The organism is Bacteroides sp. HPS0048 (assembly GCF_964240755.1).
In the GTDB taxonomy this organism is placed as follows: Bacteria; Bacteroidota; Bacteroidia; order Bacteroidales; family Bacteroidaceae; genus Bacteroides; species Bacteroides nordii.
The window spans coordinates 1-24,462 of the sequence record NZ_CAXSVC010000031.1 but is presented as its reverse complement, the minus strand read 5'-3'; the positions used below and the strand labels follow the sequence as shown (position 1 = coordinate 24,462).

Annotated in this window: 15 protein-coding genes; 4 read left to right on the top strand and 11 right to left on the bottom strand. The window is 39.9% G+C overall.

Annotated features, from left to right (window positions below):
• Positions 1-191 precede the first annotated feature (191 nt).
• On the top strand, positions 192-1,640 hold the full coding sequence (locus tag ACESQI_RS19140) for a potassium/proton antiporter (RefSeq protein ID WP_002560625.1): 1,449 nt from the start codon (positions 192-194) through the stop codon (positions 1,638-1,640).
• Between the two features lie 161 nt (positions 1,641-1,801).
• Here ACESQI_RS19140 and ACESQI_RS19135 read toward each other — a convergent pair whose 3' ends face one another.
• Positions 1,802-3,589: an alpha-1,3-galactosidase B gene (locus ACESQI_RS19135; RefSeq protein ID WP_234130009.1), complete on the bottom strand. Its 1,788-nt coding sequence runs from the start codon at positions 3,587-3,589 to the stop codon at positions 1,802-1,804.
• Between the two features lie 368 nt (positions 3,590-3,957).
• Here ACESQI_RS19135 and ACESQI_RS19130 point away from each other — a divergent pair, with 368 nt between their 5' ends.
• Complete coding sequence (locus ACESQI_RS19130) at positions 3,958-5,622, top strand: long-chain fatty acid--CoA ligase (protein WP_002560627.1); 1,665 nt, start codon at positions 3,958-3,960, stop codon at positions 5,620-5,622.
• Positions 5,623-5,764: 142 nt separating this feature from the next.
• Here the strand turns inward: ACESQI_RS19130 and ACESQI_RS19125 are convergent, their stop codons facing one another.
• The 3 genes from ACESQI_RS19125 to ACESQI_RS19115 form a co-directional block, all read right to left on the bottom strand.
• The gene (locus ACESQI_RS19125; RefSeq protein WP_007485243.1) at positions 5,765-6,148 is read right to left on the bottom strand and encodes a DUF3037 domain-containing protein; all 384 of its coding nucleotides are present in this window, start codon (positions 6,146-6,148) and stop codon (positions 5,765-5,767) included.
• On the bottom strand, positions 6,126-6,908 hold the full coding sequence (locus tag ACESQI_RS19120) for a HipA family kinase (protein WP_085929648.1): 783 nt from the start codon (positions 6,906-6,908) through the stop codon (positions 6,126-6,128). The genes ACESQI_RS19125 and ACESQI_RS19120 overlap by 23 nt, the downstream gene beginning before the upstream one ends.
• Positions 6,909-7,469: 561 nt before the next feature.
• A complete protein-coding gene (locus ACESQI_RS19115; RefSeq protein WP_373126800.1) occupies positions 7,470-9,197 on the bottom strand; it encodes an AAA family ATPase in 1,728 nt (575 codons plus the stop codon).
• A gap of 98 nt (positions 9,198-9,295) precedes the next feature.
• Between ACESQI_RS19115 and ACESQI_RS19110 the strand changes: the two genes are divergently transcribed.
• Both ACESQI_RS19110 and ACESQI_RS19105 read left to right on the top strand, forming a co-directional pair.
• Positions 9,296-10,873: an AAA family ATPase gene (locus ACESQI_RS19110; protein ID WP_373126798.1), complete on the top strand. Its 1,578-nt coding sequence runs from the start codon at positions 9,296-9,298 to the stop codon at positions 10,871-10,873.
• Positions 10,848-12,254, top strand: coding sequence for a VWA domain-containing protein (locus tag ACESQI_RS19105; protein WP_373126796.1), 1,407 nt, complete (start codon positions 10,848-10,850; stop codon positions 12,252-12,254). Before ACESQI_RS19110 ends, ACESQI_RS19105 begins: the two co-directional genes overlap by 26 nt.
• A 281-nt stretch (positions 12,255-12,535) precedes the next feature.
• On the opposite strand, the gene ACESQI_RS19100 is transcribed toward ACESQI_RS19105, so the two are convergent.
• The 7 genes from ACESQI_RS19100 to ACESQI_RS19070 all read right to left on the bottom strand — a co-directional run bounded on the left by ACESQI_RS19100 (position 12,536) and on the right by ACESQI_RS19070 (position 24,026).
• Positions 12,536-13,120 (bottom strand): YIP1 family protein, encoded by a 585-nt coding sequence (locus ACESQI_RS19100; protein ID WP_373126794.1) that lies wholly within the window; start codon positions 13,118-13,120, stop codon positions 12,536-12,538.
• A 1-nt stretch (position 13,121) separates the two neighbouring features.
• Entirely contained in the window at positions 13,122-13,403 is a 282-nt protein-coding gene (locus ACESQI_RS19095; RefSeq protein WP_002560633.1) for a DUF2089 family protein, read from the bottom strand.
• A complete protein-coding gene (locus ACESQI_RS19090) occupies positions 13,400-14,374 on the bottom strand; it encodes an alpha/beta hydrolase family protein (RefSeq protein WP_373126793.1) in 975 nt (324 codons plus the stop codon). The genes ACESQI_RS19095 and ACESQI_RS19090 overlap by 4 nt, the downstream gene beginning before the upstream one ends.
• A gap of 521 nt (positions 14,375-14,895) precedes the next feature.
• The gene (locus ACESQI_RS19085; protein WP_373126791.1) at positions 14,896-16,620 is read right to left on the bottom strand and encodes a T9SS type A sorting domain-containing protein; all 1,725 of its coding nucleotides are present in this window, start codon (positions 16,618-16,620) and stop codon (positions 14,896-14,898) included.
• A 100-nt stretch (positions 16,621-16,720) separates the two neighbouring features.
• Positions 16,721-18,067 (bottom strand): RagB/SusD family nutrient uptake outer membrane protein, encoded by a 1,347-nt coding sequence (locus tag ACESQI_RS19080; protein ID WP_373126789.1) that lies wholly within the window; start codon positions 18,065-18,067, stop codon positions 16,721-16,723.
• Positions 18,068-18,073: 6 nt separating this feature from the next.
• A complete protein-coding gene (locus ACESQI_RS19075) occupies positions 18,074-21,349 on the bottom strand; it encodes a SusC/RagA family TonB-linked outer membrane protein (protein WP_373126787.1) in 3,276 nt (1,091 codons plus the stop codon).
• Positions 21,350-21,392: 43 nt separating this feature from the next.
• On the bottom strand, positions 21,393-24,026 hold the full coding sequence (locus ACESQI_RS19070; RefSeq protein WP_320935356.1) for a zinc-dependent metalloprotease: 2,634 nt from the start codon (positions 24,024-24,026) through the stop codon (positions 21,393-21,395).
• Positions 24,027-24,462: the final 436 nt, after the last annotated feature.

Genomic DNA, 24,462 nt, shown 5'->3' with positions numbered 1-24,462 from the left:
GAAGCCAGACCTCTGCGATAATCTGTGTTTTAATAATAAAACAGGTAGAAATATAACATTTTTAAACTATTTAACCTCCTTCCGGGATACAAAATACATCCAAAAGGGGGTTTTATTTGTTATCTAAATTACGTAACTTCGCACGGTGAAGCAAAAAAAGACTTATTTATAACCCTTATAATATATAGCCCATGTTATTCACTGCAGAAAATATTCTACTTGTAGGTTCTATCTTACTTTTCGTCAGTATCATTGTTGGTAAAACCGGATATCGTTTCGGAGTGCCCGCCCTGTTATTATTCCTTGTTGTTGGTATGCTTTTTGGAAGCGACGGTCTGGGCTTTCAATTCCATAGTGCAAAAACCGCACAATTCATAGGTATGGTGGCACTTAGCATTATCCTCTTTTCCGGTGGTATGGATACTAAGTTTACAGAAATACGTCCGATATTAACTCCGGGTATCGTGCTCTCCACCGTTGGAGTGCTACTTACGGCTCTGTTCACAGGGCTATTTATCTGGTGGCTCTCCGGCATGAGCTGGAGTAATATCTACCTGCCAATCACGACTTCACTACTACTCGCATCTACTATGTCATCAACAGATTCAGCTTCGGTCTTTGCCATTCTCCGCTCACAGAAAATGAATCTGAAACACAACCTTCGTCCGATGCTTGAGTTGGAAAGTGGTAGCAACGATCCTATGGCTTATATGCTTACGATTGTTCTCATACAGTTCGTTCAGTCTTCCGGCATGGGAGCCGGTGCCATATTAGGCTCTTTCTTTATTCAGTTTCTGGTAGGTGCTGCTGCCGGTTATGTACTGGGTAAACTGGCTATATTGATCCTCAACAAAATCAACATTGATAACCAGTCACTCTACCCCATCCTCCTTCTGTCATTTGTATTCTTCACGTTTGCTATCACCGACAGACTACATGGAAACGGTTATCTGGCAGTATACATTGCCGGTATAATGGTAGGTAATAATAAGATCATGTTTCGAAAAGAGATTGCTACCTTCATGGACGGACTCACCTGGCTTTTCCAGATCATCATGTTCCTCATGCTCGGCTTGCTTGTCAATCCGCACGAAATGCTCGAAGTAGCTTGTGTAGCATTGCTTATCGGGGTATTTATGATTGTCATCGGTCGTCCGCTAAGTGTGTTTCTCTGCCTGCTCCCATTCCGGAAAATAACATTCAAGTCGCGGTTATTCGTGTCATGGGTAGGATTGCGCGGAGCTGTTCCGATTATCTTTGCCACCTATCCGGTAGTAGCCAATGTGGAAGGATCAAATGCTATATTCAATATCGTATTCTTTATTACCATCATCTCTCTGGTAGTACAGGGAACTACTGTTTCCTATGTAGCACGTTTGCTTCATCTCTCCACTCCGCTCGAGAAAACCGGAAATGACTTTGGAGTAGAATTGCCCGAAGAGATAGACTCCGATCTTCGCGACATGACTGTAACACAAGAAATGATAGAGAAAGCCGATACGCTGAAAGATATGAATCTTCCGAAAGGTACACTCGTCATGATCGTAAAACGTGGAGACGAATTCCTTATACCAAACGGAAGTCTGAAACTACATGTAGATGATAAGCTACTACTCATTTCAGAGAAGAGTAAAGAATAAAAAGCCCTCTTCGATGAAGATAGTGTCAAAAGCCGGATAAAGCTATCAATATCTGACTTTAGGAACGCAGATGATCGCTAATTAACGCAGATACAATTTAATCTTTGCGCTACTTAGCGATCATCTGCGTTTTAATGTGACTTCTATATGCAATTACGTAATTACTCTATTTTCGCATTAGTTACCCGTTCCAGCAGGAAGCGGCTTTTGTTCCAGTGAAACGGCTTATACTCCGTATTCATCCGGATGTTATTATTACGGAATACAAGTCCGTCCACCGACTTGGCATAAAGAATCGGTGCATCAAAGGTATCGAATTCATTGTCTTCAATCACAATGCCTTCATCAACTCCACCATGAAAATACTTTTGTTGCGATTTCAGGTCAGGAATTTCAGGGTAGATAGAAATTACAGCATTTGTGAACTGAAACATATTTGTAAGTGCATTCACAAAACGATTTTTCCGGATAATTACATTCCGGCAAGCTCCTGTTTCATACCAACCATTGCAATCACCACACAGCAGAATGGCTGTACCGGATGTATGGTCAAACAAGTTATTCTCTGCAATCGTTTTCTTAGGAGTACTAAACAGCGCACCGCGAGCACGGTTGTTACGGATCACATTATCAGCAAATAGCACTTCCGGAGTCCAGGTGAGGTTCTCAATACCAAAACCACTTTCAGCATTAATAACCGCTTCAACAGGATCACGGAAAGAAATAACAAACTCACGCGCCCCCTGAACTTCCTCTTTATCATAGGAAGCAATCGCCGTAATGCTATTCTGGCTTCCCACGAGCTCCATTGTTGACGAACGTACAAACTGCACTTCATCCTCCGGTCGTCCCCACTCAAATCCCCAGGCCTGGTCGTGCATATACCGTCCTACCAAAGTACGGTCGTCTATCCGCTTGATAACTTTCAGGTAAGTACCATGCACATTGATAGCATCGTCCATCATGCCTTCATAAAGGCCGTTCCGGGATATAATCTTTCCTTTACAACCCGAAAAATGAGTGGCGTCGGCCTGAGTAGTGAAATAACGGGGATCATTCTCCCCACGAAGACAGACGTTAAATCCATCTAAGGTTATATTCTCACACAATTGTGCCAATAATCCCATTCCTTCGGCATAATGTACTTTCACATTTAATAATTGCGTATCTACATCATGCGAAAGAAATATTCCGGGAGTAGGCCGGAAATAAGTGCGCAGAGCAATTACCGTACCCGGAACAAGCCGGTTGTCCTTCCAGTTCTTTATATTGAGACGACGTGAAGCCACCTGGATAACTCCCTTATTCGGATAAGCTAAATCACTGGTGTTATAGACTATATGACGGCTTTTAGGATCAAAAGCAATGCCAGAAGAAGGACGAAGTTTCCAACCTTCCCCCAATGTCTCAAAAACTGAATCTTTACTGATCTGATAGTTCACCCAGGGAGCTACTTCAAAAGTAATACCATTCTCTACAGAATTCTCTACTATTTGTATCTGTGCTATATGCGGATTCTCAAAGTCAATATTAAAATCTTTCAGTATACAGTTTTCCGAATACAATAGAGAAACCGGAATCATGCGACCATGAAAAATAAAGTCAGACCCTTGTCCATCCAAAGTCAGATTTTTCATATTCTCAATAGCAATACCTACCTTCTTCGGATTTGTCTGGTCATGGTTGGAAATATAATATTGGCGAGACGCCGCATTCTTTTCAAAGAAATGATACCTGCCTGTCGGGAAACGTAATATGATGTTATCCCCCTCCTGGTAGTCGCTTTTGATCTTCTCTAAAATCTTTTGCAAGACAGGTGATGCATCTTTCTTCCCATTGGCTTTCAGGCCAAAATCAGAGACATCATACACACGATTGGCAGCGTATATATTAGCGGGAGGTAAAACTCCTAACAGAAGTACAAGCAGAGATGTAAGAATTGTTTTCATAGTAATCTTTTTATTAGACAAGTTTAGTATCCGGATGCAAAGATATACCTTTTGATTATAATTACATTCAGTTCTTGCTTTAATTCGTACGGTTTTGAGTATATTTCACCACAGAGTAACACAGAGTTTAAATCTTTATTGAAACGCAGAATGCAGACTTTCATCTAAGAGAACTACAGTCTTTTAATCTGTGTTTATCTGTGTTAATCCGCGTTTCATCAGATAAATACTACTCTGTGGTGAGTTTTACTCATTTCCGATCAGTTCCGCCTCCCGTTAATTTACTGTAAAACTTTTCAGGAGAATTCGGTTTTTGTTAATGAAATATTAATTTTGCGCAATTTTAATACAAATGTGCAAAAAACAAAATGGAACAACAACAAGGGTTCATAGATTATATTGAGCAAAGTATTGTAAACAATTGGGATCTCAATGCCCTGACAGATTACAAAGGAGTCACCCTTCAATATAAGGATGTTGCCCGCAAAATAGCAAAATTTCATATTGTACTTGAGAGTGCCGGTATTCAGCCCGGTGACAAAATAGCTGTTTGCGGACGCAACAGTGCGCATTGGGCAGTTGCCTTTCTGGCAACAGTTACTTATGGAGCTGTTATCGTTCCCATTCTCCATGAATTCAAAGCCGACAATATACATAACATTGTTAATCACTCCGAAGCAAAACTTCTATTCGTTGGCGATCAGGCATGGGAAAACCTGAATGAGGACGCCATGCCTTTATTAAAAGGAATCGCCTCTTTGAAAGACTTCTCTGCACTTGTTTCCCGTTGTGATCAACTGACTTATGCCTTTGAGCATCGGAATGAGATTTATGGACGACGTTATCCCAAATGCTTCCGAAAAGAACACATTTCATATCGCAAAAGCGATCCCGAAGAATTAGTAATAATCAACTATACCTCTGGGACTACCGGTTATTCCAAAGGAGTAATGCTTCCTGCCCGTAGTATGTGGTCCAATATAACCTACTGTTATGAAACGCGTCCTCTACAAGCCGGAGATACTATTGTATCTATGCTTCCGTTAGGTCATGTATTCGGTATGACCTATGATTTCCTGTATGGTTTCTCGGCAGGAGCACATCTCTATTTTCTCACCCGGATGCCCTCTCCCAAAATTATAGCACAGTCTTTTGCCGAAATCAAACCGAAACTGATTTCATGCGTACCCCTGATTGTAGAAAAGATCATCAAAAAAGAGGTGCTGCTCCGGCTGGACAACAGGATAGGCAAACTATTACTAAGGGTTCCTATCCTCAACGATAAGCTGAAAGCAGCCGCCCGGCAAACAGCCATGGAGATTTTTGGTGGTAACTTTAATGATATTATCATCGGTGGTGCTCCTTTTAATGCTGAAATCGAGGATTTCTTAAAAAAGATAAGTTTTCCTTATACAATTGCTTATGGGATGACCGAATGTGGCCCTATTATTTGTTCGGACTGTTGGCAAAACCTCAAAAAAGCTTCATGTGGAAAAGCAGCCAACCGAATGGAAGTAAAAATTGACTCACCCGACCCCAACACCCACGCGGGAGAAATCATCTGTAGAGGAGACAATCTCATGCTGGGATATTATAAAAACGCTGAAGCTACTGCACAAATTATTGATAAAGACGGATGGCTACACACAGGTGATCTTGCTACAATAGACGAGCAAGGTTATGTAACAATACGTGGGCGCAGCAAAAATCTTTTGCTTAATTCAAGCGGGCAAAACATTTACCCTGAAGAAATTGAAAGTAAACTGAACAATATGCCGTATGTAGCAGAGTCATTGATTGTATTACAGAATGATAAACTTGTTGCGCTCATATATCCTGACTTTGACGATGCGTTTGCACACGGTTTACAACAACCGGATATTGAAAAAGCAATGGAAGCAAACCGTTTGGAGCTAAACCTTCAATTACCTGCATTCAGCCAGATAAGCAAAGTAAAAATACACTTTGAAGAGTTTGAAAAGACAGCTAAGAAAAGTATCAAACGGTTTATGTATCAAGAAGCGAAAGGTTGATTACCCTTTCGCTTCTTGATACATCTTTATTATTATAATGCCACTGCGATGCAATTAAATCGAGCGGTTATTCGACCGAAAGACCACACGAGTCTAATTCGGTACAATTAAAATACATACTATGATTTCCGGTTTTTACTACTTATTCCACCAATTCTTGAAATAAATCATTCAGTGTCTGATCCAGATTGGCAGAAAAACCTACGTGTGGCCTTGAAGTCTGGATGCAGGAACTTCTCAGAGCCGTCAGCCACCGGAAACGTTCCGGAATATCCAACAGAGCAATTGTTCCTCCAGTCTCATGCCCCGAACAGACCTTACTAAAAGCCTCCATATGCTCGCGAAACGACTCTATATCCAGTTCCGGAGAAAAGGCTCTAAGCCTGTTTTCATTTATCTCATAACGCATTTTTATAAAGTCAGCCTGTTTTGAGAACAAGATAACTCCAACATTCATAAACTCCTCACGTTCCACCTTCGGTACAATGCGGATTACTGCATATTCATATAAGTGCTTTTCTGGCATCCTGTGCTTCTTTTACAAATAATTCGGAATGACGTATCCTTTCTGTTAGAAATTGAAAATAAATATCTCGTATATCCTGCTGTGTTTCTTCTTTATCCCGCCAATGCAACCAATCATCGGGTATCAAATCTACTATTTCCCGCAATATTTCATCAGTCAATATCTCTTTGTATTCCCGGTCCACTTCCTCCAGGTCACTCGCTTCGGCCAACAATGCATGCTCCTTTATCTGTGTAAAAGGACTCAGCGCATGTTTCTTCCAGTTCACCCACGAATGATGGAAAAACAGAGAAGCACCATGGTCTATCAGCCACAGTTCTTTATGCCACATTAACATATTGGTATTCTTGGCTGTACGATCCACATTAGTTAAGAAGGCATCCAGCCATACTATCTGTGAGGCTAATTTAGCATCCACTTTTGTCACCACAGGATCAAACGGTAATGCTCCCGACAGGAAATGCAACCCCAGGTTCAACCCACGACTTCCTTGCAACAGGTCTTGTATCTCTTCGTCTCCTTCCGAACGCCCGAAAGCTTCATCCAGATTTAGAAAAACAATTTCCGGAAGACGCAAACCCAACACATGGGCTACCTCTCCTCCTATTAGCTCGGCAATAAGAGCTTTTGTCCCATGCCCCGCCCCACGAAACTTTACCACATACTTAAATCCATCATCAGCTTCGGCAAGAGCTGGCAACGAACCTCCCTCACGTAAAGGCATGATATAACGAATTACATCAACGGTTCGTATATCGATCTCATTTCCTCTTATTATCATAATGTTTCTCTCCTTTCTGTTTATATCATATTTCTTTAAACAGTTGTGCTTTCAAATAGTTTCAGTTAAAACCTTAATGAAAACAGAAAGACAAATATACTAATAAAAGGCAAACAACATTGTTTTATCCTCATCTTTATAGTATACAAATATTAAAGATGCGATGGAAGTAAAACACACATAGATAGTGAAAAAACATGATTATACATGCAATATTAGCGTGTATAATGCAAAAATTATATACGTATTACATTCAATCTGATGGATAAAATAAAAACAAGGGATTATTACTACGATATTTTTTATAGTTATTAAAATAGGCACTAAAACGTTTTCGATGGATGAAGTAATAGAGTAGTAAGAGCAGAAAAACGATATATCAGGCAGGTATCTTATTAGAAATCAAGCATTTCAATATAGATATTTATTGCATACAAAAGTACTATTTTAAGTATGCGTTAAATAGGTAATTAATAGTGACTTAAATACGTACTTTTATACCCATAAAGTACGTATTTTCACAATGCTTATTTAGTATGTTTATACTTCAAAGAATTTGTATCCTTTATTAGCAGCCACATACACCACATACATTTGTATATTATAGTATGGGAATTGTACACGAATTGTTTTCGCATATTGCTTCACCTGTTCCACATCTTCGCGACGTGGAGCATTGAGTGCCAGTACTTTCTTTGCTTCGCTTGCTTTGAAATACTTGAACTCTACAATCCGGTGATCCTTATAATATTCCGTTCCGGGAATTCCTGTCATCTCAAAATCCGAACGTCCGGCAGGATGGTTCTGTTCTAATGCAAAGGTGTAGCATTGGCTCAGATAACGCGAACACAGTTCAAAGAACGAACAACGAATGAAATTCTCATTCATCTTATCGAATACCTGTGCGGGAAACTGCCCAAGGTATTGATCGTAGTAGTTATGGAAAATACCTTCCATACGCCGGTCGTGAGTAAATTGTTCAAAGGCAGGAACGTAGCGGTTTGCAAAGTTATCAATGTCATTCAACTGGTTATAATAATCCATATAAATGCTACGCATGGTCAGGTTGGGCAACGTCATTCGGAAGGAATTCTTCAATGTCGTCATGCCCAAATAAAACAAGGAGACAGGATAGAAATTCTTGTCGAAAAACTTCTGCTTATTGAACTTGCTTCGCAAATCAGGCTGTGCATAAGCTATTTCATCTTCCATCACCAATGTATTGAGCAACTGTTTGGCATTCTCCTGACTCAACGCAAGCCGACGAATCCAATGGATGTCTGTACGCAAATTCTCATCAATCATTTCATCGGGAACAATACCATTGACAGCAAACTTTTTAAGAAAGTAAGTCAGTATGGTAGAATTAAACAAAGGCTCCGCATTAGGCTGAAACCGGTAACCGTCATAGTTGCTCACGATCAGTTTCCATATTTCATCGAATTGTTCTTCGTTACCGGAATATTTTCGGAGTACATAGCGTAGGTACACTTCTGCCTCTGCATGAGTAAAGCCAAGCATATTTAGAAAGTCAGGTTCGAGTGTCAAGATCTCCGCAATGTTGTATCCACTGGTCAAATCGTCCATTGTGACGGGAAGTACTCCTGTACAGAAACAGGTACGTATGCTTCCCTCACCGATACCTGCCTTTATTATTTTAAAGAAAGTACGTAAGAAACTGTCGGCAGTAGTCACTTGCTCATAGAGCGGATCTTTGTAAGCAGTCAACAACTGGTTGGTAAAATTGTCATATTCATCAATAAGAAGATATACCGGAGGAAGATTATGGGACGATACGTAACGCAACATATCCTCCAACATCTTTGTGACATCGGTTTTATCACTAAATTCAAAATCCGGGAATAAACGTGCATACCTGGCATCGGCTTTCACCATATCATAGATGACTCCGCAATTCAAATCATTAAAGTTCTTTTGTAACCCTTCCAGTGTATCGGTTACTACCATTTTAGAAAAGTCAAAGCGAAGCACGAGATATTTATTATGCTCTTTTGTAGGATTACTTCCAACAGATGTACCTTCAAACAGTTCCTTGAAACGATCTGCCATATTCAAATCATAGTAAGCGGCCAACATGGACACTAACAAGCTCTTTCCGAAACGGCGCGGACGCAAAAAGACAGGAGCTTTATATAGTTCCAGATCGGGAATAAACATTGTCTTGTCCACATAGTAAAATCCGCGTTCGCGCATTTCTACATAGTTTGCCACAGCATAAGGCACAGTGATTCTTACTGTTGATTTCATAACCTACTCTTCTTATATGAATTTGATATTGCGAATATACACCTTTTGGATGAGATAATTTAAGTTTATTCGTATTTTTGCATTTTAATTGAAAAAGCATGAACTCCATAAAACCACGTATCACTAAGCTTCTCAATGCCCTCAACGAAGGCGTGTTTGAGAAAGAACACACCATAGCCCTTTCCCTTCTGGCAGCCATTGCCGGAGAAAGTATCTTTCTGTTAGGTCCTCCGGGAGTTGCCAAGAGCTTGGTAGCCCGAAGACTAAAATATGCATTCAAAGAAAACAGTGCATTTGAGTACCTGATGTCCAGGTTTAGTACACCGGATGAGATATTCGGTCCGGTTTCCATCTCTAAGCTGAAAGATGAAGACACCTATGAACGAATTACAGAGGGATATCTGCCTACGGCCTCGGTAGTCTTTCTGGATGAAATATGGAAAGCCGGTCCGGCAATTCAGAACTCTTTGCTGACTGTTATCAATGAAAAGATATACCGTAACGGGCAGTTCACAGTAAAAGTCCCCCTGAAAGTATTGATTGCGGCTTCTAACGAATTACCAGCCAAAGGAGAAGGGCTGGAAGCTCTCTATGACCGCTTTCTGATCCGGCAGTTCGTGGGATGTATTGAACAGGAATTTGCTTTCGATCGCATGATTGCTTCTACACGGGACACAGAACCTTGCATTCCGGAGAAACTGACAATCAGTCCTAAAGAATACTCAGCCCTGCAGGAGGAGGCGGAAAAAGTAACATTACATTATACCTTCTTTGAACTGATACATACCATCAAACGAACCGTAGAACAGTATAATACACAACGGGAGGCGAATCTTCCTCCTATTTATATATCAGACCGCCGCTGGAAGAAAATGGTTGGGTTGCTACGTACTTCGGCCTATCTGAACGAATCATCAACGGTCTGCTTTGCCGATTGCCTGCTGATCCCCTATTGCATCTGGGACGAGGTAAGCCAATTTCCCATTGCCGAAGATATTGTACAGCGGGCCATCACTGATAGTATCAACACCTATCTGTTAGGCGAAAAACAGCTGGAACAAAAACTGGATGCACTCAAAGAAGATATGAAAGCAGAACACAGTCTGCGGGAAATCAGCGACCCTGCTATTCAGGTGGTAGATACTTTCTATCATCGCATCGAAGGATATCGCATTGCCGGAAACCTGCTTATGTTTGCGTCCGACTATCAGAATCTGAAAAAAGACAGTAACCGCCTGTTTTATATCCAGCAGGATAAATTCCGTCCGGTAAACAAAGTACTGAAGGTATATGATTTTGTAAAAAACCGCAGTATCGCTCAGAAAGATATTTATTCCCTGCGAAAAGGAAACCGTTCCGTGTTTGTCAATAACCAGGAGTATCCGCTACTCTGCTATGACGATTGTGCTCCATTACCCGAACAGAATGAAGATGCGAGTACCCCCTTTGAGTTCCGGTTACAAGAGGTAATAGATTTACTGCATAACATGGAAACAGAATTTAAAAAACTATCTGAACGGGAAAACGAATATGCCAAGGAACACCTCTTTCTGAACGCCAAACAAAAAGGGGATCTGAAACGAATCCTGAATGGTACAGCCCATATCATTGAAAATTACCGGAACGAGTTGCGAATCATTGCTCATGCCCATGAACAAGAGAACAGGGACTATTAGGCTGAAAGAACTGCAAGACAGGTATTATGACCGTTTGCAGGATATTGCCTACGAGGTATATGATGAGCAGTTGCACAACCTCATCGTCAAGCCCGAAGAACTGGAAACCGACATCCGGCAATACTTTCGTCATACCCTGCCCTCTCTGCAAGAATTTTATTCAAGGTATGCCAGTCAGTGGGAGTATTTTCATGAAACAGATGAAGCTTCGGATACAAAGTTTCTACGTTTTCTGGAGAATAGTGCTTATCCACTTTCCATGAAATATAATCTGGTAGATCTCAATGTGAAATACTATTTGGAGCGATTTCATGCCCTCAAACCCCGTTCTAAAGAGTGGAAAGCATTGCGAATACTTTTCTTCGACAAATGGCACCAACTGTTATCCAACAATGAGTTCAATTACCAGATGGAGCATATCAACCGCCTGTGCGAAGAGTTTTACCGCCTGCAATTATCGCTCTCTAAGAATCTGCCTGTCCGGGGAGGTTCCCGGTTGGTATGGTTGCTCCGAAACCATAAACAAATAGCGGAACAGATACTGGAGTATGATGAGACAATCAAAAAAACTCCTGCCATACAAGAGTTAATTGAGAAATTAGGCAAACGGCATCAAGGTATACAGAAACGTTTTAAGATGACAGCCGGAATCCATAAAGAACAGATCATCACTCACTCTACCCGGAGTGACATTACCGGTATTTGTGAAGGTAATGATCTGAACAGCCTGTTACCAATTGAATATTGTTATCTGGCAGAAAAAGCCCTGCAACCTGTTTTCTTTGAGCGATATGCCGAGAAAAAGCTTCAAATGATTGATTATGCCTCACGTGAGCTACGGACCATGGATGATAAAAAGATGCCGGGTAACCAGGTTTCCGAGGAAGCTGAAGGTCCCTTTATTGTCTGTATTGACACCTCCGGATCAATGGCAGGAAAAAGAGAGAAACTGGCCAAATCGGCTCTGCTCGCTATAGCCGAACTAACGGAAAAACAACATCGCAAATGCTATATCATAATCTTCTCTGACGATGTGGAATGTATCGAAATAACTGACTTAGGAAGCAGTTTCGATCGTCTGGTAGATTTCCTGTGCCAATCTTTTCACGGAGGTACAGATCTTGCTCCTGCCATAGCTCATACGATCCGGATGATTGAAACACAAGGATATCAGGAGGCAGATATGGTGATGATATCCGACTTTGAGATGATGCCAATAGATAAAGAATTATCAGCCCACATCCGACATATAAAAGAGAATCAAACAAAAATATATGCCTTGTCTATGGGAGAAGAACCCAAACAAAGCTACCTGGATATTTGCGATAAATACTGGGAGGTGCTTCCCGCACGGGGAGATACGCCGGACGATGGAAAATGAAGAAAATTATGTGAAAGAGAAGAAAAATAGACGATTTAATTATTAAAACATGTTATATAACAGAAGAATTTTCTTGGTTAATTTGCAAATGTACAAAAAGGCCGTACCTTTGTAATGTGTTTTTCATAGTATTAGATTTAAGGTTAACAAAGGTTGGAGCAAGGCGTTGCTCCTTTTTTTATGCCCATACCTGAAAAACATAAATTCTTTATAAATTTTACATTTATCTATATGGATCTGTACTTTAATGATAATCCAATTTGTAAATAACCACCATTATATTAATAAAATAACCGGATGAGAATCCGGCAAAGTACATCACCACCCAAAATTCCAATAGCAGCTACTATCCACAAATGAGACTTCTTTAGATTACAAGACACTTTCAATGCCTGCACCATCCAAATAATAGAAAAGACCAGAAACGGGAAACCAATCAGCGACAAAACTATTGCCAAGTGAAAATAAGGCATAGAGAGTATTTCCGCCGGTGACATCGTAGGATCTATTTGTGACAATACTTGCATGGGTGGTAGGAAATTTATCAAATTCATCACAAGCATCGGGAGCTGAGCAAACAATACAGTACCAAACACATCTATAATCCGAATTTTAGAGTGTGAGAAAATAAGACCACCCAAATAGAATAAGGTAGCCGGAACTAACCACACAATAAGATGTTCTGCCAAATAGCACCACCAGGCGGGATTGGGAGCGGGACCAAAATGAAGCAAGCCGTGATAATGGTAGCCGGATGCCCAGCTCAATAATGCAGAAATTACCAGTCCCAGTATCCCCCAGGCTAATGCCTGCATTCCTGCAATCCGAATAAACGGATTAATAAGTATTTCTATTCTTTTCTTCATTTTATATATTCATTTTAGTTAGTTTTTCAATCAAATCATCCAATATATTGCGTACGGTTGGATAACTCACTCCCATACTTTTGGCCATATCTTTCAGGCTTCCACTGGATTTCACAAAATCAATAATAAACTGTTGCTCTTTCTCTGGCAAACGAGCCAATAAAGGTAATTCAAAACTACCACAGACTTCTGTGGCACATTGCTCACAAAACATACGTCCTACTTTCAGTGGGGCTTCACAAGAAGGACATTTCAACGGTAGACGTTTCTTTAGTTCACTCATTTTTTATTATATTTCCTTATAAAAGTATTCAGTGACGATATAAGAGTCGCATTGACTGGTAAAGAAGGGTTTGTATATATAGACATTTGCTTCTGAGGTTCCATTGTCTCACAATCTTTTAATATGTGATTCATTGAGTCAATCAGAAGTAATTCTGCTGTAGGCTTTGATTTCTTCAACAGTTCGGCATCTTTTACAGAGACCTGAATATCCTTTTTGCCCTGAACGATCAATACCGGTATCTTTAGAGAGGCAATAACCGTCTGAGGGTTGTATTTATACCAGGAAATTAAATAAGGCTGAACCGAAGCACGAAACAGAGACTGCACATACATAGACACTTGCTCTACTGTTTTACCACTTTTCAAAGATTCATTGATAGAAGCAACTTCTTTCTTTATCATTTCCGGCTGAGAAGCAACCTGCTCTTCAATCACTTCATAAGCCGGACGCCCTGCCCCTGCCAGAGAAACCAAAGCTTTCACTTCAGGCTGATTCACACAAGCCAACATCCCGATCAGAGAACCTTCGCTATGCCCTATCACAGTAATACCAGTAAACCTTTTATCTTTGGCCAGATAATTAATCCACCCTTTTACATCGTTTACATAGTCTTCAAAACGCAGCAGAGATTCTTCTTTTCCGGCAGCCGCACTGGTAGCTATCCCCCGCTTATCAAAGCGCAGTGAAGCGATTCCATTGGCAGCCAGTCCTTCTGCAAGAAACTTTAATGAGTTGTTTTTCATATTACCAATAGTCGAATTCCCATCCATATCCGTCGGACCGGAACCAGCAATTAATAACACGACCGGATATGTCTTCCCACCATTGGGAAGAAGCAATTCTCCATTAATATCTCCTTCCTTGGTATCCAGAGTTACGGTCTCACCATTCAATGGCATCAATTGTGCCTGACAAAGAAAGCAACAACAAGAAAATAAACTAACGAAGATTAAACTGATACGTTTCATGATATTTTTCTTTAGAAGTTCATCATTATATTTGCAAATATAGTTAGATAATTAAATAAATCAAATATATTTTTGAATAAAATTAAATATGATATTAATTTTATTCAAAGTCAATTCTTCATTATGAGTCAAACACCATACTAGTTATTCTCACCAAAATACTTTGTTGATGGAGCAATCAGTTTATCTTATAAGAGTAATGATCAGCTTTTCGGATCTTTCAACTATAGAACTCTACACATAGCAGGTCACTACCTGATTGATTTCATCCTAACACATAAATCATATAAAATAGCATAGGAATATACATTTATAAAACACTGATAATCAATATCTAAAAGGCTATTCACTTTTACATATCAGGATTGTACACTTTAGTATAACAAGACTGTACAATCCTGTTATTCTTCTTCAATTCAAGATAAATTCCATAGAAATTGGGAGTCATTAATCATAAAAAAAGGTCATCTCAGTTTTACCTGAGACAACCTTCTATTTTTCCCCCAAAAAGGAAGATTCCTTTATTTCTTAATCACTTTAACAGTACTTGTACCATCTTCCGTAGTAACTTTAACAATATACTGTCCGTTTATCAAATCAGATACATTTAAGTTCGACACGTTCTCAGCCTGTTTCACTGTTACTCCCATTAAGTTAATGACAGCAACATTACAAGGAGTTGTAAAGTTCAATACATCAACTACCGGATTAGGATAAACAGATACACCAGCTCCCTGCTCAGTAGAAGAGATACCTGTGCCACCGCCACCTGTAACTTCGTTTAATGAGAAGATGTTTTCCAACTTATCATTAGCAACTTTTGTCTGAGCAGTAGCCAATTTAGTTCCTAAAGTAGTTACACCGGTAGTAAGATTGGCAGGGCTTGATTGAGTCATGGTACCATTAGAGATATTAACCCAGAAAGCAAGAGGAGTTTCGGCAACATGAGATTTTGCATCTGCTGTATACCCAACCATATAAGCATAATCACCACAAATAGTCATACCTCCGAATTCTTCATTCTTCTGATTCTGTTCACCTTCATTTACTTTTGAGGTTACTGTAGAAGTGACTTCCAAAGAACTTTTATTTAGGACAGCAAGGTATAAATCATTAGTAGAAACAGACTCTTTACTTGAATCAAATGCTAACTTTGTGTTAAATGAACCAGCAATTAATAAAGCATCGCCTTTTACTTCCATAGATTTTATAAAACAGTAATTACCTATACTATGAGTGGTTGAATATTTTTTGGTAGAAGATGTATTATTATCCAAATTAATAGCAGAAATAATATGTCCATATTCTATAGTACCATCTTCGGACATAGTTAGTTCAAATTTCTCATCTTTTGAGTCTATTGTCAATGTAACATTACCTACAGCCATAAATCCTGAATAAAGTTCATTGCCTGCAACCGTAAATGTGGCAGACTTAACAAACATCTGCTTTTCCGTTTGAGATTCCGATACAGCCATAGAGGCGACAATACCATTAACATTCATTTCTTCATTCAAAGCAAATACAGCACCAGAAGACAGGTCTGAATATATTCCCCATCCAAAAGTATCCAAATAATTTCCCTTAAACGAAAAACCGTTATTTTGAGTTAATCCAGTGTAAAGTGCTGAAGCATATAATTTTCCATTATTATATTCTAATTTATTAATATCAAAATATAAAGCCCCTGGTTCTGGTTCATACATTCCACCTGCCACCAACTCTGGCAATCCTTGTGGTACAAAGCTCTGTATAGCCTTCAACACACCATTCACATCATACTTTGCAACAAAACCGGCAGCCTGTTCAGCAACATATGCATCGCCCTTTTTCATTCCTTCCTTCTCTACCGCATTTCCATCTGTACTACCAAACTCTACTACATCTGCAAAGTTACCTGCAATATAAACATTCCCAGACGCATCAGTAGTTATAGCCTTAATAGTAGCAGCACCAGCTAAAGCTACCCCCCACTTTTCTGTGCCATCGGCGCCATACTTCAACAAGTAGGAACTCACGGCAATCGGAGCCAAATCTGTACCCGCAAATGAAAAACCATCTCCAGCAAATAAACCCGTTACGTACATATCTCCCTGTGCAGAAAGAGCTACAGGATTACTGTTATTTACATCCTTAACAGGAAGAATACCCATCTGAGACTTTGTCCAACTGTTATTTACAGTCGGCTGTGCCTGTGCTACAACTGATGCAGCCACACATAAAGCAAAAAGTAATACTTTTCTCATAAACAATCTTTGTTAAAAATTAGACATAAAAAAAAATATATATAAGTCTTTGTTATGGCTAAATGAAAAACATTACAGCCATAACAAAGATACCTCCAACTTAGTTTGCCAACCCAGGATTGGCTTCTATTGCTTCACTTGGAATACGAATGGTATAGCGAGAATCATTTTCCTCAAGTACATAACTTGTTCCACCAAATGTTTTTTCCAAACGGGGACGTGTTGTCCTACGAAGATCAAACCAACGATGTCCTTCAAAAGCCAATTCACGGGTACGTTCATTATATATCTCCTGCAATAACTCATCGCGGCCCATAGCATTTACGGCTGCTTCTTTTGTTGCATAAGCATTGGCCGTATATCTTTTCTCCATAAGAGTAAGTAAGTTTTCACGAGCTACATCTATTGCAGCCTCACCTGTCATCAAAGCAGCCTCAGCAGCATTCAAATATATTTCACCAGTTCTAAAAGAACATGCGTATTGATTACTTCCTCCTTTAGCTACTAAAATATTGGAGGCGGTCACCTGATTGAAATATTTTGATCTACGTAAATCGCTCGAACTATACATTCTCCATAAAGTTGTATTCACTTTGGCTGCACGTACATATGCAGAAGTCATCACCTGCTCCAATGCCAAAATATTCTCCGAAGAGTTATATTCATTAGGTAATACAGTAGAAATAGCCATATCTACCAAATCATGTTTAACCTCCAATACGGCCTGTGATGCTTCAAGAGATTTTGCCCATTCGCCCATATACAAATAAACACGCGAACGAAGAGCATTTACACTCAATGTATTGAAACGGTAATTGTATCCTAAATCCCACTCATCTGCATTCAGATACTTTTCGGCCTCCGTGAGATCAGAAAGTATGGAAGTATAAACTTCAGCAACAGTGTTACGGGATAACGTAGCCTCCGTATCGCTATTCAATTTTAACGGAATAGCTTTCGAGGTAGCAGGATCGCAATTTGTATAAGGCTCACCATATAAATTCACCAATAAGAAATGCATATAAGCACGAAGCATATAAGACTCTCCTACCATTTGATTCACCTCATCAACGGTTCCATCTTCTATATTATCCTTAGATTCAATTGTATAATTAGCAATAAATGATGTATGATAATACCGACGCCAATTGAATTGTGCAGTATTTTCTGACGGACTTACATCATTCCAAATCCAAATATCCTTGTAAGAATTCAAATCTTCAGCTGCAAGCGTTCCATCCATTACCATCTCGTCTGACCGGAAAGCAGCCAGTCCCCTATCATCCGGAACATAACTATATGCTTGAGTCAACAAGGCTCTGAATTCCTTTGCTGTCCGGGGAATTACTTTTCCTACCGGCTGTATATCCAGATATTTATCACAACTGTATAAAGTAGCTATACAAAGCATAGCACACAGTAGTTTTATATTCTTTAGTATCTTCATAATCTGTTAAAAATTCACGTTAAGACTAAAAGTAAATGACTTGGGTATAGGTTGTGCAAACTGATTACTCATCGTTTCGGGATCCATGAAGTTCTTGTAATTAGCACCGAAAACCAACAGGTTACGACCTTCAAGAGCTACTGTAGCTGAACGGATACCCAATGTATGCATCAGCGTTTCGGGAAGCTTATAGCCCACCCGGATATTTTGCAACCTCACATGATCGGAACGCTTCACCCAAGTATCCATCATTTCATAAGTCTGGAATAAACTATAATGTGAATATTCGGCAGTCCGCTTTTTATCCGACATTAATGCCGGAAGAGTTGTATTCGTATTTGTAGGCGTCCACCTGTTTAATATATCTTTATTAGTATTCATTCCTCTATCAAATCCGGTGAGCGAGTAAGATGGAGAAACCCGTGAATACATTTTCAGATTAAAGATAAAATTGACTACTACTTCAAAACGTTTTATATTGAATGTATTCACAAAACCACCAGAAAATAACGGATCACTCGAGCCAATATACGAATACAGATTACGCTGTTCTTCAGCAGATAATGTACTGGCACCTGCATTGTTAAGTTTCAACAGTTCTACTGCAGTTACTTTCTCACCCTCTTTGTTATAAAACAAAGGATACCCTTCATCATCCAGCCCTGCCGACTTATAAGCGAAAAGAGCACCAACCGGATAACCTTCACGTCCGGGAGTTGTTTGATTAGCCGGAACTGTCTCACGCAACACTTTGTTTTGATTATAACCTAAATTAAAATTCGTAAACCAGGTAAAACCATTACGATTAATGTTACGAGTAGTCAAAGCTACTTCAAAACCATCATTGCGCATACTTGCCCAGTTTACATAAGTCGACATAAATCCTGTTTCAAGAGGCAACATTTGCAAAGCGATAAGATCAGTACCTTTACGACGATAATAGTCTACTGTTATATTCAATGCATTATTAAACAATGCGATATCCGTTCCAAAGTTCATCGTTTTTGTCTTTTCCCAACGCAAACGCTTATTAGGAGGATTACTCATCACTATGATTTCTTCAGTTACGCCTGGCAATATACTTACATTACCATAATCTCCCATTACATATGAAGAGGTAGTCTTATCTATATTTCCCTGTACGCCATAAGAAGCTCTGACTACCAGATTATCAATTTTCTTAAAATCCTTCATGAATGGTTCGTTATTAATTCTCCACAGTCCACTAAACGAATACAATGGTAAGAAACGGTACTTCTTAGAAACTCCAAAGATATCAGACCCATCAAAACGCACACTACCACCTACTGTATAACGTTGCAGCAAAGAGTAAGACGCTGTAGAGAAGAAAGATGCATAAGCATTCTCCACATAATTTTTTGTATGCAAGGGATATAGACGAGCCCATGATTCATTCGGAAAAATAACAGGTTTTGTAGTCAAGGTTTTACGATCAAATCCATAACCAGTACTGTTCAAAGCACTATACCAGGTTTTACGTATTTCAGTTCCCACCATCATCTCAAACTCATGAATATCATTATAAGAATCACGATATTCAGCCTGACTTTTCCAGTTCACCTGAGAATTGGTAGTAGCAGCCTCTGTATGCTTCCCTCCCTCCGGCAAAAAAGACTTATTATCAAGAGAAGACAATGTAGTGCGTTCCTTGTCCTTACGCATTGCATATGTATCATGATCGGCAATAGACTCTTTTGAAACAGCGTCCAACTGCAAACCAACCTGTGAAGTAGCTTTAAATTTATCATTAAAACGAAGCTCCACATCGAAGATAGCAGATAAAGCATTAGTAGTCTGTTCATAAGAAGTATTATTTCTTTCTTCAAATACATTGAACTGCAAATCAGAGTCCCCTTTTCCTTGAATATCGATATCGTAAACATAATTACCATTTTCATCATAAGGTGTCTGATAAGGATTTGCCCTACGCGAATAATAGACCGGATTTGAATAACCATCCGAATCTGTCAGATTAGATTTACTGGTCCTGCGATTAGCAAATAAAGCCGCACCGACTTTCAACATCTTATTGACTTTATAAGATGTCTTCAACACCATATTCAGACGATCGGCCTCTACTCCTTTTACATTACCTTTCTCATCATAATAACCTAAAGAAGTATAATAGGTTGCCTTTTCCGTACCTCCGGAAAGACTTACATTGTATTCCTGGTTAAAAGTTCCACGGAAAAGGATATCATTCCAATCTGTATTTATTGACCGCAATTTATTAATATCATTTTGTGCATCAGAACTAAGCGCATTCCATCCGCCATTCTTATAAGCACTTGTCAAGCCATAACGAGATATGATGCGTGCTACTTCACCTTTATTTTCACGATAGGTATAATCACTTCCCAATAGATCAAGTTCCAGATTTACTTTTTCATCCGAACTTAATAAGTTTAAACGATCAATATCGAATTTAGGAGAATAAGACAACTTGGTAGAGAAGGTTATCTGAGGTTTACCAGCTCTACCACTCTTCGTTGTAATCACAATCACACCGTTAGCTGCACGTGCACCATAAATGGCCGTTGCTGCAGCATCCTTCAATACTGTAATACTTTCAATATCCGCAGGATTCAAACCCGCAATAGCCGACTGATATATATTGTCTATATCTTTCAAGTCTTCCATTGTCGGAATCTCTGTTCCTGTCATCGGCACACCGTCAAGCACCCAAAGAGGGTCTTGCGTACCATTCAAAGAGGCAGTACCACGAATACGGATCTTAGGAGCTGCCCCAGGAGCTCCCGAAGATGCAATAGAAGACAATCCGGCTACCTGGCCGGAAAGTGCCTGATCAATACTCATTACCGAACCAATCTTATCATCTGTAATATCCAGTTTAGTAACCGCAGCTGTCAATTTACGGCGTTCAATCGTTTGATATCCTGTTACAACAACCGCATCGAGCATATGCGCCGACGGTTGCAGAACAATCTCATAACTGCTTTTTCCGGCAACCAGATGTATGGTTTGTGATTCATATCCTACATAGCTGCACTGAAGAGTGGTCACTCCATCAGGCACGTTGATAGTGAACTTTCCGTCCATGTCCGTTATCACTCCTAAAGTAGCCTGGGAACTCCCTGCTTTCTTTAGGATCTCTGATGACACAAATACCGAGGCTCCAATCAGAGGCTCTTTGTAATCACCAGCAATAACCACACCTGTGATCTTCCTTTCCGCTGCATTTGCTCCAAAGGCAATGATGCAGCAGAGAGAAAATAATAAATAACTGATTATTCTTTTCATCAATAATTACGAATATAATTTTAATTAGCTACTATTTCAATGATTATTTCAAACCCAGCGCAGTGTTAATGCGCAGAATCATATCTTTATAATGATACTTTGTAGCTGTGTCTGATGTTCCCAGACGACTCTGCAACAAGTCTTTTATACGAAGCAACTCACCGCGTTTCACAGAGATTGCATCTGAAATACGATTCAACTGCGAACCGTAGAAGTTTAATTCGCGACGAGCCCCCATACGATCACTATCTAATGAATGATGTGCATACTCATCACAACTACACGCAGGCTCCTGATGATTCAACAAGAAATGATCATCCATCAGTTTTTTGTTGATCTTTACACCTTCACTTTCGGCAGCAGCAGTAATCAAGGCATCCAGGAAATTCTTCTGCAGGGCACGAGTCATAACGTCAGGTATTGCACCACGTTCGGTAGTAGCAAAAATACTACGATGCAAACCATCCATCAGGTCCACAGCAGTAAAAGCCTTCTTACCATTCACCGACTCATTTTCGAGCATACGCATCAAACGATTGTTTGATAACAAATCCCATAGAATATATGATTGTGCATTCTTTAGTATCAGCGTAGGAGCATTCTCTACTACACCCAACGGAGTGTTGCGGAGCAAATAAGTGTATTCTCCTACTTCTGTATCAAACAGCCATTTAGGATAAGTCAGAACTTCATCAAGCAAGAATTTCAATGCAGTTTGTTGTTTCTCTTTCTCTACGAAAGTATAAGTCTTCTGGCCATCACCAACAACCGTATTCTCAATATAGATACCACCAATGTTGGCCATCACATGATAAAGATAGTTGTTCCACTGATTGATAACAGCATAGTACAAACGTGAAGCTTCTTCGTAGGTTTGTCCTTTCTCGCCGGTAGTAGTCCACTGGATAATCTGTGGCACGATACGTTTCAGGTTCTCAATACCCAAAAGAGAAGAACGTACTGCATCATCACCTAAATCTTCGTTCTGAGCACGTGGATCTACAGCATCACGTACATCCTGCGCTTCGCTATACTTATAAAGGCGGTCAGTATGGCGACCTAAGAAATCATAAAGCAGCTCTTTTTCCGCTTCCGGAGTTTCCTTACCATACCAACGATATCCGTATTCAATAGCAAAGATATCATACGGACCAATATGCGGAGAAAGTACCGTCACCCCATCACCCGGCTGTGCCACATAGTTGAAACGGGCATAGTCCATGATAGAGGAAGAAGTGGAATTCATACGGTCTGTAAATGACTTGGAACGCAATGAGTCTGTAGGAAATGCCCATGACCCCATCATGTTATGACGAAGTCCCAAAGAGTGACCTACTTCATGGCACGCTACGAAGCGCATAGCATCTCCCATCAGTTCATCAGAGAGTTTCACTCCACGGGCCTCAGGACGGATAGCACCCGTCTGCACCGTAATCCATTCCTGCAACATACCCAATACATTGTGCCACCACATGATATCTGCTTCAAGAATTTCTCCCGAACGCGGATCAAGAATAGACGGTCCCATCGCATTGGCTTTTGTAGAAGCAGCATAAGTCAGCACAGAATAATTCACGTCATCCATATCTATCGTCATGCTATCTGTAACCTCTTTTGCGATAATGGCATTTTTAAAACCGGCACGTTCAAAAGCCATCTGCCAGTCTTCAATACCTTGTTTGATATACTTACGCCAACGGTAAGGAGTAGAATTTTCAATATAAAACACAATCGGTTTAGCAGGTTCTACCAACTCGCCACGCAAGTAACGTTCACGATCTTCCGGTTTCGGCTCCAATCGCCAACGAGTGATAAATCGTTTTGTATCCACTCGTTGTTGCCCGTCACTATAACTCAATAACGGATTCGTAAAATAGCCTACACGTGCATTATCCAGTCTGCCTGTCATTGGTTTCTCCGGAAGAAGCATCAGTGAAGAGCTTACTTCTACAGTGACATATACGGAAGTGGTTCCTTCTGTTACTTTCGTTGTTAACTCGGAGGTTGCTACCACATTGTTTTCAAACGACTTAATAGAAAGGATCCGTGATAAGTTCTTTATAGAAGATGTACCTAAATTAATATTGGTAAACACATTATTGATGCTTGTTTCCGTACCATCATAAATGTCGTTCACCTTAACAACCATCATTGTTGAGTCATTATTAAATGCCTCAATCTTAAAACCAGCGATCAATGGAGAAATATAATTATCACGTACCGATTGACTGATGGCATCTTCGGCAGGTGAAAGAGGCAACGGACGACTCTGACGGATAAGCAACTTATTGGTTGCTTTATCAAGTTCGAAACGTACCATCTGGTTTTCGTAGTTAACGCCACGGTTCACTCCCGCTTCATTCAATTCAGCAGGAACACGTTGCAGTTTATTCACTACCAACATATCTCTACCCAGCAAACTCGCCGGAACCTCAAAATAATAGTCGTTCTTTTTCTGATATACGTTAAACATACCACGACGAACGATACTACCATCTCCGGTCAGTTTCTCATACTCATTTTTGGATTTAATACTGTCGTTGGATTCACTTTTCTTTTTCTTGCGGAACCATCCCATAGAATCGGGAGTCGGATTTCCGGCATACAATACAACGGAAGGACCGCACAGGAAAGCACCTGTGGCCACCGTAATCAGCAGGCTTGTTCTAAATTTCATCAAGTTAATCTATCAATTATCTGTTATTTCATTCTACTCTATAGAAGAAAGGGGACGACAAAGATAATAAAACTATCAATATGAACTATTATCAGCAACAAGTTTTGACCTTTTTTCTTAATTAAAACGAATTTTACTTGCATTTTCATACAAATGAATCCTGTTCCCTATTACACTTTAACAAAGTTTCTCTAAATTGAAATATAAAAAGAGAAGAGATATCACATATCAATCCGCCAATAATGCGTATCAGTAATTGAAATTCTATTTTAACCTAATCAGTTTGGGGGTTAATAACCTCTACCGTTACTTTCTCTTGTATTGATAAAGTCCTGTCTCATAGAGTAACGTACGAAGTCCCGGTACAGGGCCGACGCATTAAAATGCGCTGTCCTGTAAAAGTGTTGACAGGTATTTTTCATCCCATCCTGCTTTC

Excerpts from the sequence above, each read along its gene's own strand:
- ACESQI_RS19105 (WP_373126796.1), top strand. The coding sequence starts at position 10,848 with ATGAACAAGAGAACAGGGACTATTAGGCTGAAAGAACTGCAAGACAGG.
- ACESQI_RS19115 (WP_373126800.1), bottom strand. The coding sequence starts at position 9,197 with ATGAAATCAACAGTAAGAATCACTGTGCCTTATGCTGTGGCAAACTAT.
- ACESQI_RS19085 (WP_373126791.1), bottom strand. The coding sequence starts at position 16,620 with ATGAGAAAAGTATTACTTTTTGCTTTATGTGTGGCTGCATCAGTTGTA.
- ACESQI_RS19075 (WP_373126787.1), bottom strand. The coding sequence starts at position 21,349 with ATGAAAAGAATAATCAGTTATTTATTATTTTCTCTCTGCTGCATCATT.
- ACESQI_RS19090 (WP_373126793.1), bottom strand. The coding sequence starts at position 14,374 with ATGAAACGTATCAGTTTAATCTTCGTTAGTTTATTTTCTTGTTGTTGC.
- ACESQI_RS19080 (WP_373126789.1), bottom strand. The coding sequence starts at position 18,067 with ATGAAGATACTAAAGAATATAAAACTACTGTGTGCTATGCTTTGTATA.
- ACESQI_RS19130 (WP_002560627.1), top strand. The coding sequence starts at position 3,958 with ATGGAACAACAACAAGGGTTCATAGATTATATTGAGCAAAGTATTGTA.
- ACESQI_RS19095 (WP_002560633.1), bottom strand. The coding sequence starts at position 13,403 with ATGAGTGAACTAAAGAAACGTCTACCGTTGAAATGTCCTTCTTGTGAA.
- ACESQI_RS19070 (WP_320935356.1), bottom strand. The coding sequence starts at position 24,026 with ATGAAATTTAGAACAAGCCTGCTGATTACGGTGGCCACAGGTGCTTTC.
- ACESQI_RS19140 (WP_002560625.1), top strand. The coding sequence starts at position 192 with ATGTTATTCACTGCAGAAAATATTCTACTTGTAGGTTCTATCTTACTT.
- ACESQI_RS19135 (WP_234130009.1), bottom strand. The coding sequence starts at position 3,589 with ATGAAAACAATTCTTACATCTCTGCTTGTACTTCTGTTAGGAGTTTTA.
- ACESQI_RS19125 (WP_007485243.1), bottom strand. The coding sequence starts at position 6,148 with ATGCCAGAAAAGCACTTATATGAATATGCAGTAATCCGCATTGTACCG.
- ACESQI_RS19100 (WP_373126794.1), bottom strand. The coding sequence starts at position 13,120 with ATGAAGAAAAGAATAGAAATACTTATTAATCCGTTTATTCGGATTGCA.
- ACESQI_RS19110 (WP_373126798.1), top strand. The coding sequence starts at position 9,296 with ATGAACTCCATAAAACCACGTATCACTAAGCTTCTCAATGCCCTCAAC.